This is a genomic window from Parabacteroides distasonis ATCC 8503 (assembly GCF_000012845.1).
Classification (GTDB): Bacteria; Bacteroidota; Bacteroidia; order Bacteroidales; family Tannerellaceae; genus Parabacteroides; species Parabacteroides distasonis.
This window is the reverse complement of sequence record NC_009615.1, coordinates 4,645,283-4,662,413: the sequence shown is the minus strand read 5'-3', so window position 1 is coordinate 4,662,413 and position 17,131 is coordinate 4,645,283. Positions and strand designations below refer to the sequence as shown.

The window sequence follows — 17,131 nt, the reverse complement described above, 5'->3', positions numbered from 1 at the left end:
TAATTCTTTTTCTATAACATCCGATAATCACAGGATATTATAAATATCATGAGTAAAATAATATCTAATTATTCCTAATCCTTTCATTATAAATTATTTCAACTTATAATTATACATTTTTATATATAAAAATATCATTAAAACGCCCATAGACATAGAAGACAAATTAAAATCAATGACTGAAAGAATCAATGACAGAAAAAATATATTCAACAGTATCATTGAAGACACATTTTGATAACGATAAAACCAACAAATAGACTTTCTCATAAGAATTCCGAACAGGAATGGAAAAACGATCATTCCTACAATTCCAAAATCCAAATAGAAATAAAAGTTCCAACTGAATAAGGCATTCCAATTCTTATCAAAATTTTGTCTCGAAAGTGTGATCCATGTATCCTGTTTTAAAATGACAAAGTCAGAGAAATTTGTACCATAACTAATACCAATCATCCTAAAGGCGATATCTAGTAATCCATTAAAAGCATTAAATGTCAAGGTTCCATAGCTATAACCACCTAGCTTATCAAGATAGTTATTATTCAAGGCATAATCGAATGCGACAATAGGGCCATAACTATAACTCATTAAATTCTCTGTAGTCATTTCCACTCCCACATCCAAACTTTCTTTATCAAATTCCATATATCCACGCCTTCCAGCACCAATTATAGTTAGCAAAAAAAACATTGCAGCAGACATCACTAGGATCAAAAGTCCCTTTTTTAATGTAATCTTAAATCTTTTAGGATAAAAGCAATATCCAAACAACAATAAAGGAATAACCAAATATCGAAAATAATCAATTCTTCCTCCCCCTAAAGATGACAAGCTAAACAACATGACAAAAATAAGGAGTAATAATTTAGATCTATAATAAAGAACGCCAAAGCCAAACAATCCAGCGCATAGAAAGCTGAATGGCTTTAAAATCCAATAATTCATATTGGGGAATAGTGCCCCATATATATTCAAATCTCCTGACTCAAAATATAAATTCCGGATCTGATACAAATCCCCCAAAGCCATAAACGTATAGAATTTATATAAGAGATATAAACTATAACACGTCAATACAACTAGAACTCCAACAAATAGCTTATTCTTAAAAAAGCCACGTATTGAAAGTTGAATTCCAGATTGCTTTAAATCTACAGACTTAACTGGACATTTAATTAATAAAAAACCACCTATCAAGGCCCAACAGCTAATACACAAACAGAATAACGTTTCGAATTTAGGAACTTTATAATCATACAATCCTAGCGTAGACAAAAATAAAGAAATGAACCAATATAAAGAATACAAATAAAGAATTCTTTTTGATGGCCTATCTATATTTTGAATCTTAATTATATAGATCGTTATCAGCGAAACAAGTAGTATAAATACAGTCAGCATAAATATTGATTATTTATCAACCTTTAAATAGTATTTTTAAATCATTAACCATATCCTTATTATTTAATCTTTGCACTATCTTATCAACTATAATATTCTGGAAAATAGTAATCATTAAAGCCATCCCAAAGACCAAGAAAAACCTTTGAGCGAAAGAGATATTCAACTTAGTGGCAAAGTCCAAAATGGGTATATGCCAAAAGTAGATCCAAATAGTATGTGAACCTATATACTTGAAGAAATCCTTCAAACCACAAAACCTTAATACATCGCATATCCTATGTCGCACGACCCATAACAACAAAATGCACATCATGGCATAGGATGTATAATACAAGCGAGGCGGGTACTTATACACACTTGTTTGCACTACTCTCCCTTCGATCGAAAAAAGTGTAACCGCTAACGCTGTATATAAAAAAACGGAGACAGCCAATAATAACATTACGTATTTATAATGGACACGCCACATAACGCTACCCAAGACAAAAAAGAGAATATATGGAATATTGAGAATGATCAGATAATATAAGTAACTGTCTGTTACTTGAGATATTTCCTCATAAACAATCAATGTAACCGTAGCCACAACACAAATTTTACTCAAACTCATCTTTCTCACCAGGGGGTAGATAAGGGGAGCACATATAGAAATCACAAAAAACACTCTTATGATCCAAACATACCAGCCCGTATAGAAAAAAGCGTTTCGTAATACAAATTGATAATCGATCCATTTATGAGTGACGATCGTGAACAGAATACTATATATACCCAAGAAAATCCAAGTCGGCAAAATCAACCGCTTGAATCTTTTGATAACATATTTTAAGTACCCCCCGTCAATTAATGTATTTTCATCTTTTATTGACAAGGTATAAGATACGCCGGAAAGGAAAACCATCAAAGGAACATCAAAATTACGGATCTGACGAAGCCATAGGGATTCCGGTTCGCAATGAATCACAACAATTCCAATCAACGCTATACATCGAAGTATATCTATAGAAATATCTCTAGCCATATTTTTCAGTAAATTCTAAACCAATATTCTCCGCATCCGCACAAGAATCGCATCTACCTTATCCCGCTCCAAGGCGGTCAAGGAGTAGCGGTAGGCGGTATAGGCAAAGAGGGGGATGGAGAAAGCGAACGTCATCAAGAAACGGAATGGAAAATCCATGAACCAGCAAACCAACCAACAGCAAAGGCCACCCGCCAATACTGGAGGCAAGCTTTTCAAGAAAACGGCACGGCAATAGGCGGCTCCATTGAATCCCCCTTCCCTACGGAGTAGCGGAATGCGCAACCACATGCAGAAAGTCTCTACCATTACCATCAAGACAGCGATAACGATCAATGATCCTCCTTCTCGCAACACCCACCAACTCAAAGGGAGAATAAGCAGCTTGGGCGTATAGGTGACGATTGTATAAGTGCCGATCTTTCCCATCGCCCGGTTCGCCAAGCCTAAGCCGGAAGTGAGCATATCCACGATCTGCATCATCAGAAACATACTGCCAAAAAGCACCGTATTCCTCGGCACCTCCACCAGCCAAAGTTCCAATAAGGGACGCATCTCAAAGAGCGTAGGAACACCTACCATCGCCAAGAGCAAAAAGGAAAACTTACTTTCCATCTCAGCCAACAGCCACATGTGCGACCGGTTGCCGCTACCTTCCGATGCCATCAACTGGGGAGCGATCGCATTGCTAAAGGAGGAACTGACAAAGCTGACCATTCCCGAGATCTGAGCCCCAATGCCATAGGCAGCATTCACGGCCGTACCCATTACCCGGTTCAATACAATAGCCACGCCTTGATTGCGCAAGGCGATGCACAAGGCGGAGTAGGTAATCCAACCCGTAAAGGAGAAAAGTTCTTTTACATAGCCCCAGCTAAACAGGCGAAGGCAGGGATAGACACACTCCTCGTATTTACGGTGCGAATAGATCGCAAAGGCCAATAGGTTGAACAGGCTGATCAGCATTATGATCCAGCCATAAGCCACCAAGCTGTCCAAAGGTATAAAAGGGAGCAATACCACAAAAAACACCTTCAGCACCCCATCGAGCACATCGATTAAGGAGGTGTAAACTATATTCTCCCTCGACACCAGTAATGCCCGATAGGGAGCGGCGATAAAGGAGATATAGACCATGGTAATGACCTGCTGATAAACAATGACTGCGGCCTCCTCGCGCCCTTCCGGTATATTCAAGAAGCCATGAAACAGGAAGGGAGCCAGCGACTCCAAGGTCAACGTGATCCCTAGCCCCAAGGCGATATGGAGCAAGAGACTGTTACTAAAAACCGCTTGCAGACGTTCCAACTCCCCCCGACCCTGACAGAACGAAAGGAAACGCTGGGTACTTCCCACCAACGAGTTGGTAAGAAACGAGAGCATGCTCACAACACCCGCCACCAACGAATAGATTCCATAATCATCTACGCCTAAAATATCCAGCACCAGACGGGCCGAATAAAGCGAAAGCAATAGATTGATGATGGTGCGCACATATTGCGCCAATGTATTTACGATAATTCTGTTTGATGCTCGCATATCAAAAAGGTCTAACTTTAAAAGACACCGTCTCACCGATCCACAACAACTCATTAGGGGCGATATAGTTCATAATAGCCTACTAGCGAGATAAAGGTCAGCTCACCCCCAAATTAATCTTCGTGTTCAAATCCCGTGGATTCGTCCAATCAATGTCGTGATGCATCGAGTTCTTATAATAATAGTTGACCAATCGCATGGGATCCTCCACAGTTCACTTCGTGTCCCTCCGGGAAATATAAACCTAGCGCATCAACATCAACGGATAGAGCACTACCCGCAGGAAATTCTTTACTTTTGGATTCATTTCCTTAATTTGCTATTTTAGCATCAGCCTAATCTTCTTAGGTAGCCTCTGTAAAAGACGATATTTGACAACTTTCATCAACATTCTAGTTTGATATCCTCCTAAATAGTATAACAAGAACTGAATGGGATGATGTTCTTCAACTCCATAAGGATCAACCTGTGAAGTATCATACAAAAATATGCCCTCACCCTGAATATGCTTCTTTACATTTTCTTCAATAGGTCTTAAAGCTAATGCGTATTGATTCAATACCTTATAAGTTTTTTTCTCTACCGAAAGTAAATAGCGTTTGGATACATGCTTCCTTCCACCAGACAAATCGACACACAAATCTTCATCTCCAATCCCCACATATTTGCCCATATGTAAAGGGTTCATAAATGAATCATATTGTACTAGTTCATTAACAGGAGCAAAGTTGCATGACTTATAACAATTCACAATTGGGACTTGAGCTACAGGATTTAATGTCATCGCATGCTCACCTATTTCAGAAAAATTCGTTGTATAAGACTCATATGGTGATACCACAAACTTACCGTTTTCAACTAAAAACGCATAAAAATATTTAGACCATGCTCTTGTATAGCTCTTAACTTGGTCTGGAATATCAATATTTTCAAAACGTGTGTCATCAAAATTGTCTAGCCAAACTCTAAAATCTTTCCACATCCTAGTTGTCCAACATTGGCCCCATGTGATAGCAATTTGAATCGCATAGACACTATAAGCACTTTTACAAGGAGTAAATCTCATAGAAACAACTTCATTCAAAGTCTTAGCGTATAATGCAATACAAGCAGCATTGGAGTCCTTATCATAATAGGAACAAGCGTCTAAAGCATAATTGTAGAAACAAGGGCTTACATATATATCATCTTCTAATAAGATGATACCTTTAAAATATTTCGTCAAATCACCACAAGAGAAAATATGCTGTTTTAAGCCTAGTCTTTTCTCATGGATAATTACATACTTTTCTCCAAAAGGCCATTTATAATCATTTACATAAGAATTTAAATCATCATTTCCCCCACAATCTATACTAAGAACCAACGGAATATCACTTTCTCTGTAATTTGCCGCTTCTAAGGACTTCAACAGCCGTTGTATGGGATACAATCGATTGTATCCAACAACTACTATCGCAATCTTTTCTTTGTTTAAATCAGACACAAGTCTCAACATATTTTTCACCTCTCCCCTATTCGGGTATACACGAACCCTAGCTTTTCCAATTCCTGACGGTTATAGATGTTTCGGCCGTCCACGATCACGTTGCCACGCATTACATTCTTGACTACATTCCAAGAGGGCAAACGGAATTGACGCCATTCGGTCATCAAAGCGAAGGCATCAGCCCCATCCACGCAATCATACAGGTTCTCGCAATAGGTAACAGAGTCGCCTATACGGCGCTTGCACTCCGACATGGCTACCGGGTCAAAGACTTTCACCTGCGCACCTGCCACCAGCAGTTGCTCGATCACTACCAAAGCCGGGGCCTCGCGCATATCATCGGTCTCCGGCTTAAACGCCAGTCCTAAAAGAGCGATGGTCTTACCTTTCACATCTCCCAGAAAGTCGACAAGCTTTCTGAAAACAATAAATTTCTGCTTCTCATTCACCCGCTCTACCGCCTCAATCACCTCCAGATGCAACTCCTTCTCTATCGCCGTATGGATCAAGGCCTTTACATCTTTTGGAAAACAAGATCCACCATAACCACAACCCGCATACAAGAATTTGGTTCCAATACGGGCATCAGAGCCGATGCCCTTACGTACGTGATCTACATTCGCCCCTACCAACTCACAAAGATTAGCGATATCATTCATGAAAGAGATACGAGTAGCCAACATCGCATTCGCCGCATACTTCGTCATTTCAGCGGAAGGAATATCCATGAACAAGACACGGAAGTTGTTGATCAAGAAAGGCTGATATAATCTTGTCATCACTTCTTCAGCCCGTTTACTCTCTGTACCTACCACAACACGATCCGGACTCATAAAGTCTTTAATGGCTGCTCCCTCTTTCAGAAACTCTGGATTGGAAGCCACATCAAACGGTATATCCTCACCCCGCTTCTCTAACTCCTGCCGAATAGCCTCTTTTACTTTTTGTGCCGTACCTACTGGTACGGTCGATTTAGTGACTAATATCGTATATCGATTGATATATTTACCAAAACTACGAGCCACCTCCAATACATATTTTAAATCAGCGGATCCATCCTCATCCGGAGGTGTACCCACGGCAGAAAAGACGACCTCCACCTCCTTCATCGCCTCCTTTAAATTTACCGTAAAACGCAAACGGCCATATTCCATATTTCGTTTCACCAATTCCTCCAGTCCCGGCTCATAAATAGGCATTACCCCATTTTGCAAGCATTGGATCTTCTGCTCATTCACGTCCACACAAGTGACGTTCACACCCATTTCAGCAAAACAGGTGCCCGACACCAAGCCGACATAGCCCGTGCCAACAATTGCGATATTCATATCTTTTTGATTTATGATTTTTGATTTTATAGTTAAGGCATAAGTAATAAGCACCTTATCATCCAACTATTCAGTTGAAAGCATCGAGACTTACCGGTTTCTATTAATGTGTGGCAAAATACGGTGGTTTAAATTTATCTAGATTACAGTTCTTCTATATATCCAGAAACATACTCTTGCCGTCTCCTGCACATATCAACTTTACTTCATTGCCCTATACATCTCACAGAACGTTCCTTCCAATTCCTTATTCAATAACCCAATCCCCCCCAACGTATGCCGCTCACTATCAAAATTAATCCCAACCTTTACGATCGGCAACCCACAAAGAGCGAAGCGCTCCGGGTAATTGCGCAAATTGATTTGCTCAAGAGCTATATCCGCAGTCTTGTTCAACTTCAACTCCACGACATAGAGCGTTGTCAGTGTGCGTATCACCATATCCACACGGCCTTTCGGGGTACGGACTTCCACGTTCACATACATTCCTAGCAGGCTGAAAATCGTATAAAGCAAGGACTGGTAATGGCCCTCATAATCCGTATTGTTACATTAGAGGATGGTGGAAAAGATAGGTCTGCAACAAACGCAGAGCGTCGTACTCGTTGATCAAGACAACCACCTTTTGGCTGGTCTGGGCGTAGGCCCGTTTGATGAGACTTTCCAAACGTTGGTTCGTCAAAACAAATATAACGTTCCCTAAACGATCAACTTTCAACCCTCTATTTTTCCCATTCCACGCCTCATCGCCCTATACACCTCCTTGAGCGCCCCGGCCCCATACCCCATGAACTCCGGTTCATCCATCTCTACGCATAGTTCTTGTACCAAGCGGGTCAGGCTCTGGGGGTTGATACTCTTTTTTTTTCGCTTTGCTGTAGGTGGCGGTGCCTACGTGGGCCTCCGCACAAAACTCACGGATGGAGATTCCTAACCGCTTACGTGGAAATTCCACTAACTCATCAAATAAAATCTGGTTCAAATCTAAATTTTCCTTCATACTGTGCTAATTTTTATCAAACAATCATCCGATATTTCAGCCTATAGGCTGAAACGTAGAGTCAATTATTAGCAATAGCTTTAGAAAATTAATCTGAAATCCTATTGATATGGACCAACAAATGTCTTACTTTCTTCCTCCCATCACCAACACGCTTCCGACCGGGAACTGTACACTACGGGAAGTGTACCGATGGATCACCGAGGATAAATCTCTCGAAACGGTTACCAACGAATTACGCGCCTTCATCAGGGAAGGCAGGGTAGCGGAATACCGCCAACTCAAACAGCGACAACTGCCGTTCGTAACGCCCCACGGCGTTTTTTCCCGTCGTAAGAGCGACGCTCTCATCTCCGCCTCGGGGTTGGTAGTGGTCGATATCGACCATCTCGCCTCTCTCGAGGAGGCGGAACAACTCCGGGACCGCCTCTTCGCCGATCCCTATCTCGGGACCCGCCTCGCCTTTGTCAGTCCCGGAGGACTGGGAGTGAAGCTTTTCATACCCGGAGACGAGACCGTTCGATGGGCCATGAGCTACATACAGCTCCTGTATGCCGACACCTTCAAGGGTGAGGTGGATACCTGTGGCAAGGATATCGCCCGCTGCTGTTTCTTGTCTCACGATTCTAACGCTAAAATATTCATATCATGAACAACGATCTTTCCAAACTAGTCGAGGCGGTACGGGCGACCCATGCCGATATCGCCCCCACTTACGCCGAGTATGTACAATTGGCTTTCGCCATCGCCACCGATTGCGGGGAGGCAGGACGTAGCGACTTCATCAGTCTCTGCGAGCCATCGCCCAAGTTCAACGCCCTACACGCCAACAAGCTTTTCTCCAGTGCCTTGCGCACCGGAAACCAGAATGTCCATCTGGGCACCGCTTTCCACTTAGCCAAGCTGGCGGGCGTGGAAATAGGTTTCAAGTTTCAAGGTTTCACGAAACCCTTTTCCTCACACACACGTGTGAGTACATATAATATAGCCGATACGGTAGATCAAGCCCACGAGACCAGCGATCGGGAAACCGAGGCAAACGACGCCCCACTCCACATCGGCAGTGAGCCTTACACCTCCCTGCCACGGCTGGTACCCGGCTATCCATGGCCCTCGTTGCTACGGGACATCCTCGGTTTCGCCGATAATGCCGAGCAGCGGGATATCCTTTTGCTCACGGCTCTCACCGCCCTAGGCGCCACCTTGGGCAAGACGGTGCGTTGCCTCTATGGGATGCATTGGATCTATCCCTGTATCCAGCTCTTCGTGATCGCTCCGCCCGCATCGGGTAAGGGCATCATGGCGTGGCTGCGTAAGTTTATCGAGCCTATCCACCGGGAGATCCGCCAACAAGTGGACCTAGCGATGAAACAGTACCGCCAAGATTTGGCTGCCTATCATGCCTTAGGCAAGGAGAAAGCCAAGATGGAGATGCCCCAGATGCCTAAAAACAGTATGTTTATCATCTCCGGCAACAACACCGGGACGGGTATCTTGCAAAATATCATCGATTCGGACGGCACCGGTATCATTTTCGAGACCGAGGCGGATACCATCACCACCGCTATCGGGGGTGATTACGGGCATTGGAGCGATACGCTCCGTAACGCTTTCGACCATGCCGGGCTCTCGTTCAACCGACGGACCGATAACGAATACCGGGAATGCGATTCCACCTTCCTCTCGATGGTGCTCTCGGGTACGCCCGGACAGGTAGCGCCGCTTATCCCCTCGGGCGAGAACGGGCTCTTCAGCCGTGAGGTCTTCTACTACAAATCGCAGATCCGGGAATGGATCGACCAATTCTCCGTCGACGAGGTAGACGCCGAGAAGGAATTCCACCGGATGGGGTACGAGTGGAAGGCCACGATCGATCAGCTCAAGTGCCGGGGTACCATTACCTTGCGCCTCGACGAGCAGCAACAAGCCGCTTTCAACGACAGCTTCGTACGTCTTTTCCTGCGTGCCCGGCAATCCAACGGGCAGGAGATGAACAGTTCCGTGGTACGCCTCGCCATCAACCTCGTACGTTTCATGGAGGTGGTAGCCATGCTTCGTGCCTTGGAACAACCGGAATTACTGCTGCCGGCCCAAGGCATCAACAGCGACAACCTAAAGGACAAGATCATTGGAGGCTGGGAACTCCATATCACCGACGATGACTTCGCCGCCCTTCTGACAATGGCAGAGCCGCTCTACCTCCACGCCACCCATATCCTCTCATTCCTGCCTACCGGCGAGATCACCAGCCGAGGCCTCTCGGAAAAGGACAGTCTGCTCAGCTCCATGCCAGACGAGTTCACCACCGTCCAATGGATGGAGACCGCCGAGCATGCCAACATCCCCAAGAACACCGCCAAGACATGGCTACGCCGACTATGCGACTCTGGAGCCCTCCTGCATGGCGAGCATAAAGGGATTTATTTGAAACCCATATAATGTACGTACGTGTGTGTGAGGAAAGAGGGTTCATGAAACCTTGAAACTTGAAACCCTCCTATAGTCATTTTAAAATTCAACACAGATGAAAAAAATAGATCTCGCCCGTCAATATTGCCTGACAGGCACCCCTTCGAACGCTTTGCATAAGTTGAACCGATATATCCGTGACGTGAAAGGACTGAAAGAGGCCCTTATCCGTCATGGTTATCACTCGAAAGATCGCTCCATCACGCCAAAGCAAGTACAGATATTCTATGATTTTTTAGGGGAACCCTAAAATTCTTCTCCTAGAGCGAATAGGTGGAAACAAATGGTATATCCGGGCTTTCCGCCTATCGTATCTTTGCTACAGAAACAAAAACATCAACCTTGTCTCCTATGCGCTACTTTAATTATCAAGAGTTTGAAGACTCCGCCACGGCCCGGCGAGACGGGATCGACAACAGCCTCACCCCGGTGGCCCAGCAAATGGTCACGATCCTAGTGGAAATGCTGCTAGACCCGCTACGGCGGGTCTGGGGCAGACCCATCGTCATCAGTAGCGGCTATCGCTGCCCCGAATTGAACATCCTTATCGGGGGAGCCAAGCACAGTCACCACCTCCTCGGTTGCGCCGCCGACCTGATAGCCGGCTCTCCAGATGATCATCGCCTCTTGTTCCGACTGATACAAGAGACGCACGAGCTGTGCGGACTCGAGTTCACTCAGCTCATCCTAGAGCCCGGCGCCCGATGGATCCATATCTCTTACGTACCCGGCAATCTTCGCTGTCAGGTTATCGATAAAGAAAAGTCGCCTAATTGACTTAAGTCTTTCAAACCGAAGACTTAAATCAAGGAGCACGAAGAGCCAAGTCATCAAGCGTGAGGACTCAACTCATCATCCCCCAAGTTCCTTATGTATCACTTAAAATATCTTACGATTATGTCATTAAACTATTCCATTGCCATGATGGGTAACCCGTTGAAAAAAGAGGAACCCAAGAAAGCCTACGCCAAGGCGCAAACCAACGGCGAGCTCAACCTAAAAGAGCTATCTACCCTGATAGCGAGTAAATGTACGGTGCACCAAGCCGACGTTTCGGCCGTGCTCATCGCCACCACCGAGTGTATGCTGGAAGTTCTGAAAGCCGGCAAGCAGGTGGATTTCGGCGATCTGGGTGCCTTCCGCCTCCAGATCAATTCCGGGGGAGCGCCAAGTGCCGACCTGTTCACCTCCGACTATATCAAGGGGGTGAACATCCAGTTCGTCCCCGGCGAGGAACTTCAAGTCATCTTCCAAGGCCTCAAGTTCAACCTCGTCCCCACCCGGGCCGCCCAAGCCGCCGTCATCAAGGCCCAGAAGGCCGGTAAGACAACGGTGGATATCTCCGGTAAGAACGGCTCCTCGGACAGCGAGAGCCCGGATGAGATATAATGGGGCACGTTTCGGCGTGCTCATTGATACAGACTTCGTATTATCAACCTTATAAAACAAATTTAAATGAGTGAAAAGAAGAAAACCAACGTTTGGAGCGTAATCATCAAAGTAGTCATCGCCATAGCCACCACCATCGCCGGGGCCTTAGGCATCAGTGCTTGCGCTTTCTAGCGCCTTATCCAAGACCTCGTACTTGGAGTGCCGGCTCTTAAACTCGGGGACGATCGCCTTCATCTTGCCCACGATGGCCATATCGTCCCTCGAGCGGCCTAGGCCGACGAGTTCATCTATATCTTGGCAAACCGTATCATAATCGTACTCCCGTACCTTGGCGATCTTGATCTTCGGATGGAAGGTAGGCAGCGTGATCTCCTCGTCGTTCAGTACCTCCTCGTACAGCTTCTCGCCGGCACGAAGACCCGTAAACCGGACCTCTACGTTCTTGGCGCCCGAAAGCTGAATCATACGTTTCGCCAAGTCGATGATACGCACGGGCTTGCCCATGTCGAAGACGAAGATCTCCCCACCGTTACCCATCGTACCCGCCTCCAATACCAACCGGCAGGCCTCCGGGATCAGCATGAAGAAACGGATGATATCCGGATGCGTCACTGTCACGGGACCGCCCTTGGCAATCTGTTCACGGAACAATGGGATCACGGAGCCGTTAGAACCCAGCACGTTGCCGAAGCGGGTCGTAACGAACTGCGTCACGCCTTCCACATGGCCCTCCTTGATCGCCTTGTCGAGGCTCTGCACGTAAATCTCGCAGATGCGCTTCGAGCAACCCATCACATTCGTAGGATTCACCGCCTTGTCCGTGGAGATCATCACGAACTTCCTCGTGCCATACTTCACGGCCAAGTCGGCGATCACACGGGTACCGTCCACGTTGTTACCCACACTCTCGCAAGGATTATCCTCCATCATCGGAACGTGCTTATAGGCCGCCGCATGGAATACATAGGCGGGGCGATGCTCCGAGAAGATCTCCTCCATGCGAGACTTGTTAGCGATGTCCGCCACCAAGGTATAGGCGTTGATATCCCGCCAATCCCTCGCCATCATCAAGCGGATGTCGTGCAAGGGGGTCTCCGCCTGATCTACCAAGATCAAGCGATCCGGAGTGAACGAGGCGATCTGGCGCACCATCTCGCCACCGATGCTGCCGGCGGCTCCCGTTATCAGGATGCGTTGACCACGAAGCAAGCGGCCCACCGCCTCCATGTCTATCTCTATCTTTTCCCGGGGAAGCAGATCCTCGATCTCAACCTTCCGGAGTTGTGTATGCGTCAAATCGCTCCTGCCATCCCATTCTTGCGCCGCCGGGGTCACGTAGATCTTGATCCCCGCCTCCGCCAAACGGGCCACCATATCCGGCTGTTCCCGGATGGAGTCGCTCTTCAAGGGGGAGACGAAAAGGATCGTCGCCCGCTCCCGGCGCATCGCATCGATCAGCTCCTCATCGAAAGGGTACACACGCACTCCCATCAATATACGATTCTGCATGTTCCCGGCCTCCGAGACGAAGCCTGCCAGCACGTACTGTGCGGGATCTTGGTTCTGGATGCTCTTCGCCAAACTGATACCGCCCTGCTTCACGCCGAAGATAAAGGCACGCTCAGCCTTCGACTGACGGAAGGTTGTCACGTAGAAATACTTCACGAACACACGCATCGCCCACATCAAGCTCATCGCCAGCAGGGAGGATAGCACAAGGTCTCGTTTACGGATATACACCAAGTAAGGCGAAAAATCCGTAAACTCTTGGAAGGTCACCACGCAAACCACACCGAACAGCACGGCGAAGCCCACCCGTTGCAAATCCACGAAGGAAGAGTAACGAATGATGCCCGAATACGTACGGAACAGCCTAAAGCCCACCAGATAAGGCACTAGGCAAACACCCCACGTGAGCGACAGGTGCCAAAAGATGCCCATCGTGGCGAAGATCCCGTTATTCAAGGCATATACCAGCAAGCCTGAAAACAGGATCACCAAGCAATCCAACAGGATAATGCTCCAATACGGCAACGCTTTCCTTGAGAAATACCACGTTGAGAGTTTAGAAAAAAGGTTCATCATGAATAAAATTTTTGGTTCATGTCAGCTGGGGCAAGCCCTCCACCTCACCGGCATGCCATCTTCGGTAGTCGGTCGAAGAGGATTCGGGAGCAGTTAGTACCACGTAATCCGTCTCGTCCCACCGCAAGATATGTTTACGGGCGTAGGAACGCAGCGAGCGATCCGTAACGGAGACCATCACGATTGGGAACGGGTAGGCGAACAGGCGCAGCGGTGTGGTCTCGCTATCCGGGAACGCACGATGCAGCTGGTAGGCCGAACGCTCGAAAGCCACCCAATAAGGTCCTGTACAATATAAGTGGATCGAGGTATGGTTCATGCGCTCACGCTCCATGATCTCGTTCAGGTGTTCGTTTAGCAATGCGACCAAGCGAATACCGGAGGGAAGGGAAGACATTTCTTTTTGAATTATGAATTGTAAATTATGAATTTTGAATTATTCATTATGTTTCAGCCACCGGTCGTAATCAGCCAACCGACGGATCAAAGATAATTTACTCTTCTTCGGGGAGGATTCCCGGCTCCACGGATCGATCAACTCGTGCGCACGATAATAATAGATACTGCTATCCGTACAGCCATAAAGCGTAAGTAGTAATAATGCCAACGACTGCTCCGCACGGATCAAGGATAAGAACGAGACGATCGTTCCGATCAACGACTTTTGCCGCTCCTCGTCCCCTAATATCGTATAGGCAGGCAACAAGAGGGAATAGAGCTTGCAACGCATCACGGCCGAATCCAACTGCAACTCCCCATAGGTACGCAAGGTCTCGGCCGCCAGCTCACGATCGGCAGCCGTAACGCCACAACTTCCCCAATGACGCCCTAGTGCCTCATGAAGACCATTTTGTATCCGGGAATTGTCCAAACGGGTATATACATGCTTGCCTTCCTCGGCCAAGCTGATCACCTCATATTCGCCCGGCTGAACACGCAACAGGGGAACCCACATCCAGTTGTCCACGCATACCATTACCTCCCGCTCGCCAACACCGGGCTGTATTACTACACTTGCCTCAACACCTTTGAAACGACCATCCGTGATGCGTATCCGGTCACCTTTACGCAAATAACCCGCTTCCGGCACATACACCGGAAGCTCATCCGAGTAAGAACGGGCCACCCAACGCAAGTTTTCCATCTCACGATCGGATACAAAAGGATATGAGCCACGGCCATCCACGCTAGGCAGGAAATTATACAAGGGAAAATCTCGTTTCAAACGGAAGATCTCATATACAGAAGAGCGGATAAACACATAATTGTAGAGCAACGGACGGTGAGTCTCCACCAAATGCCCTTCACGGCGGCGCATCTCCACGAAAGAGGGGGCGAAGAAATCGAACGTAGGCTCACCCAAACGCACTCTGCGATCCAACTCCTTCTTCAAACCCTTAGCAGGGCCTTTATGACAAGCGGGAAGAGATAACACATACCATCTTACGGCGTGGACATCACGCGATGGTAAAGGAGGAAGATCATGACCCATAGGTAATTCAATGCCATATCAGAGCATCATATTAACACACTGATAATCTAACACTTAAATCAAAAATTCTTTTCTATTCCCGAAAATTTAAAAGCAATATAAACCATGTCAATATCTCTTCTATCGGGACGTGAAAGAGTGGCTACTTGGGAAGTAGCGTAATCTTCCACGCCGCAAATTTAATAAAAAACACCGAATAACAATGTAGATACTAATTGAAAAGTGCACCAATATTCCAATTGAAAAGTGCGCCGCCATAGGATAAGTATAATGACCTTTGTATCATCCAAATACAAAGGTAAAATGAAGACTATGGTAGAAAGACAATCAATAATACACATGTATAGAGTATGCGGTTATAGCAAACGGCGTATCTCTCGTGAACTTCATGTCAGCCGTCATACCGTTGACAATATTCTTTCAGAATACGAATCAGCCATCCGTACTGATAATCCGGAAGAGGCTTTGAGTGATTTGCTTACCGTCCAGCCCAAGTATGACAGTTCCAAACGCCGCCCTCGCCGCCTTACACAAGAGATTAAGGACGAGATCGGGTTTTGCCTGAAGAAGAATGCCGTTAAGGTAGCTACGGGGCTTCGCAAGCAGCGCATGCTGAAGAAGGATATCCACCAGTTTCTGTTATCCAAAGGATATACCATCAGTTATGCCACAGTGTGCAGTTATATAAAAAATATAGAGTCATACAAAGAGAAGAAAAAGAGCGAAGCCTTTATCCGGTTGTTCTATGAGCCGGGATGCATTGTTGAGTTTGACTGGGGTGAAGTCCTTCTTTTTATTGACGGTGTCAAGACCAAGTTTTATCTGGCCGTATTCACTTTCGGGCATAGCAATGGCAGATACGCCTACCTTTTCAGGCATCAGAATACGCTTGCCTTCATGGAATCCCACCGCAACTTCTTCAGGGATATACATGGTGTCCCCGCCATGATGGTCTATGACAATATGCGTGTAGCCGTCAAGAGCTTTGTCGGTGGTGACAAGAAGCCTACGGAAGCCCTGATGAAGATGTCCGGTTTCTATTGTTTTGAGTACCGTTTCTGTAATGTACGGGCCGGATGGGAGAAAGGGCATGTGGAACGCAGCGTGGAATATGTCAGGAGGAAAGCTTTCTGCCTGACTGACCATTTCAATGACATACGTTCCGCCCAGGAGCATTTGAACCGAATGTGTACGCAGGTCAACAACGAGCAGGGCAGTCTTTCAACAGCGGAGAAATCATCGCGTCTGGAGGCTGATTTGTCATCGCTGAAGCCTTTTCCCGGCAACCTTGGCTGTTTTGAGGTCAATGAGTACATCGTGGACAAGTGGTCGACTGTCAGCATGAAAAATGTTCATTATTCCGTACCTGATTCCCTTGTAGGAGAAAAAGTACATGTCAAGGTCTACAGTGAAAAAATCGTCATCCTGTACGGGAAGGAGAAAGTGGCCTCGCACCAACGCAGTTATTGTGGTGGCGACTGGTGCATCAAGCTGGAGCACTACTTGCGTACACTTTCCCGTAAACCGGGTGCATTACCTCATTCTGTGGTCTGGCAAAGAGCACCGGAAGAACTGAAAAGACTGTATGACAGCTATTTCAAGAATGACAACAGGGCATTCGTCCTGCTGCTGGACTATGCATGGGAAAATGGTTTTTCCGGGACAGACATCATCAGGGCATGCAGGGAACTGACCGGACGTGGTGTCAGAAAGATATCTCCGGAACAGGTAAAGGCCATGTTGCATGGCAACGCACAGGAAGAGATGGAAGAATCCATGGAGTCGCCTGTTCTTCCGGCACAACAAGAGAATATAGAAAGAGAAGCCGTGGATATGCTTGAAGGCATTACGGCACTCATGACAGGATACAATGAAGCGCATGATATAATACCAACCATTTAAGTTTATA

16 protein-coding genes and 1 pseudogene are annotated in these 17,131 nt (G+C 46.4%); 7 read left to right on the top strand and 10 right to left on the bottom strand.

The window, feature by feature from the left end:
• Positions 1 to 93 precede the first annotated feature (93 nt).
• The 7 genes and pseudogenes from BDI_RS19150 to BDI_RS19120 form a co-directional block, all read right to left on the bottom strand.
• A complete protein-coding gene (locus BDI_RS19150) occupies positions 94 to 1,404 on the bottom strand; it encodes an O-antigen polymerase (protein ID WP_012056193.1) in 1,311 nt (436 codons plus the stop codon).
• Between the two features lie 16 nt (positions 1,405 to 1,420).
• On the bottom strand, positions 1,421 to 2,428 hold the full coding sequence (locus BDI_RS19955) for an acyltransferase family protein (RefSeq protein ID WP_012056192.1): 1,008 nt from the start codon (positions 2,426 to 2,428) through the stop codon (positions 1,421 to 1,423).
• 15 nt (positions 2,429 to 2,443) lie between these two features.
• Positions 2,444 to 3,967 (bottom strand): MATE family efflux transporter, encoded by a 1,524-nt coding sequence (locus BDI_RS19140; RefSeq protein WP_012056191.1) that lies wholly within the window; start codon positions 3,965 to 3,967, stop codon positions 2,444 to 2,446.
• 319 nt (positions 3,968 to 4,286) lie between these two features.
• A complete protein-coding gene (locus BDI_RS19135) occupies positions 4,287 to 5,453 on the bottom strand; it encodes a glycosyltransferase family 2 protein (RefSeq protein ID WP_127908264.1) in 1,167 nt (388 codons plus the stop codon).
• 17 nt (positions 5,454 to 5,470) lie between these two features.
• The gene (locus tag BDI_RS19130) at positions 5,471 to 6,784 is read right to left on the bottom strand and encodes a UDP-glucose dehydrogenase family protein (protein WP_041525635.1); all 1,314 of its coding nucleotides are present in this window, start codon (positions 6,782 to 6,784) and stop codon (positions 5,471 to 5,473) included.
• Between the two features lie 247 nt (positions 6,785 to 7,031).
• Positions 7,032 to 7,382: pseudogene (locus BDI_RS20550) on the bottom strand (PD-(D/E)XK nuclease domain-containing protein); the annotation flags it as partial.
• A 201-nt stretch (positions 7,383 to 7,583) separates the two neighbouring features.
• Positions 7,584 to 7,784, bottom strand: coding sequence for a hypothetical protein (locus BDI_RS19120; protein WP_041525634.1), 201 nt, complete (start codon positions 7,782 to 7,784; stop codon positions 7,584 to 7,586).
• Between the two features lie 109 nt (positions 7,785 to 7,893).
• Between BDI_RS19120 and BDI_RS19115 the strand changes: the two genes are divergently transcribed.
• The 6 genes from BDI_RS19115 (at position 7,894) to BDI_RS20895 (ending at position 11,816) form a co-directional block, all read left to right on the top strand.
• The gene (locus tag BDI_RS19115) at positions 7,894 to 8,436 is read left to right on the top strand and encodes a BT4734/BF3469 family protein (protein ID WP_012056187.1); all 543 of its coding nucleotides are present in this window, start codon (positions 7,894 to 7,896) and stop codon (positions 8,434 to 8,436) included.
• Positions 8,433 to 10,223, top strand: coding sequence for a DUF3987 domain-containing protein (locus tag BDI_RS19110; protein ID WP_012056186.1), 1,791 nt, complete (start codon positions 8,433 to 8,435; stop codon positions 10,221 to 10,223). Before BDI_RS19115 ends, BDI_RS19110 begins: the two co-directional genes overlap by 4 nt.
• An 85-nt stretch (positions 10,224 to 10,308) precedes the next feature.
• Positions 10,309 to 10,503, top strand: a complete 195-nt coding sequence (locus BDI_RS19105) for a DUF4248 domain-containing protein (protein WP_005868558.1) — start codon at positions 10,309 to 10,311, stop codon at positions 10,501 to 10,503.
• Between the two features lie 23 nt (positions 10,504 to 10,526).
• Positions 10,527 to 11,030: a D-Ala-D-Ala carboxypeptidase family metallohydrolase gene (locus tag BDI_RS19100; protein ID WP_012056185.1), complete on the top strand. Its 504-nt coding sequence runs from the start codon at positions 10,527 to 10,529 to the stop codon at positions 11,028 to 11,030.
• A gap of 120 nt (positions 11,031 to 11,150) precedes the next feature.
• On the top strand, positions 11,151 to 11,642 hold the full coding sequence (locus BDI_RS19095) for a DsbA family protein (RefSeq protein ID WP_012056184.1): 492 nt from the start codon (positions 11,151 to 11,153) through the stop codon (positions 11,640 to 11,642).
• A 66-nt stretch (positions 11,643 to 11,708) separates the two neighbouring features.
• Positions 11,709 to 11,816 carry a smalltalk protein gene (locus BDI_RS20895; protein ID WP_022193190.1) on the top strand — a complete coding sequence of 36 codons (108 nt, stop codon included), beginning with the start codon at positions 11,709 to 11,711 and terminating at the stop codon, positions 11,814 to 11,816.
• On the opposite strand, the gene BDI_RS19090 is transcribed toward BDI_RS20895, so the two are convergent.
• From BDI_RS19090 to nusG, 3 genes are read right to left on the bottom strand one after another with little or no spacing between them, the layout of a single operon-like run.
• Entirely contained in the window at positions 11,790 to 13,730 is a 1,941-nt protein-coding gene (locus BDI_RS19090) for a polysaccharide biosynthesis protein (RefSeq protein WP_012056183.1), read from the bottom strand. The two genes, BDI_RS20895 and BDI_RS19090, sit on opposite strands and share 27 nt — an antisense overlap.
• A 16-nt stretch (positions 13,731 to 13,746) precedes the next feature.
• Positions 13,747 to 14,127: a hypothetical protein gene (locus tag BDI_RS19085; protein WP_009276131.1), complete on the bottom strand. Its 381-nt coding sequence runs from the start codon at positions 14,125 to 14,127 to the stop codon at positions 13,747 to 13,749.
• Positions 14,128 to 14,166: 39 nt separating this feature from the next.
• On the bottom strand, positions 14,167 to 15,222 hold the full coding sequence (nusG, locus tag BDI_RS19080; RefSeq protein ID WP_012056182.1) for a transcription termination/antitermination protein NusG: 1,056 nt from the start codon (positions 15,220 to 15,222) through the stop codon (positions 14,167 to 14,169).
• Positions 15,223 to 15,525: 303 nt separating this feature from the next.
• Between nusG and istA the strand changes: the two genes are divergently transcribed.
• Positions 15,526 to 17,124, top strand: coding sequence for an IS21 family transposase (istA, locus tag BDI_RS19075; protein ID WP_011965960.1), 1,599 nt, complete (start codon positions 15,526 to 15,528; stop codon positions 17,122 to 17,124).
• Positions 17,125 to 17,131 lie beyond the last annotated feature (7 nt).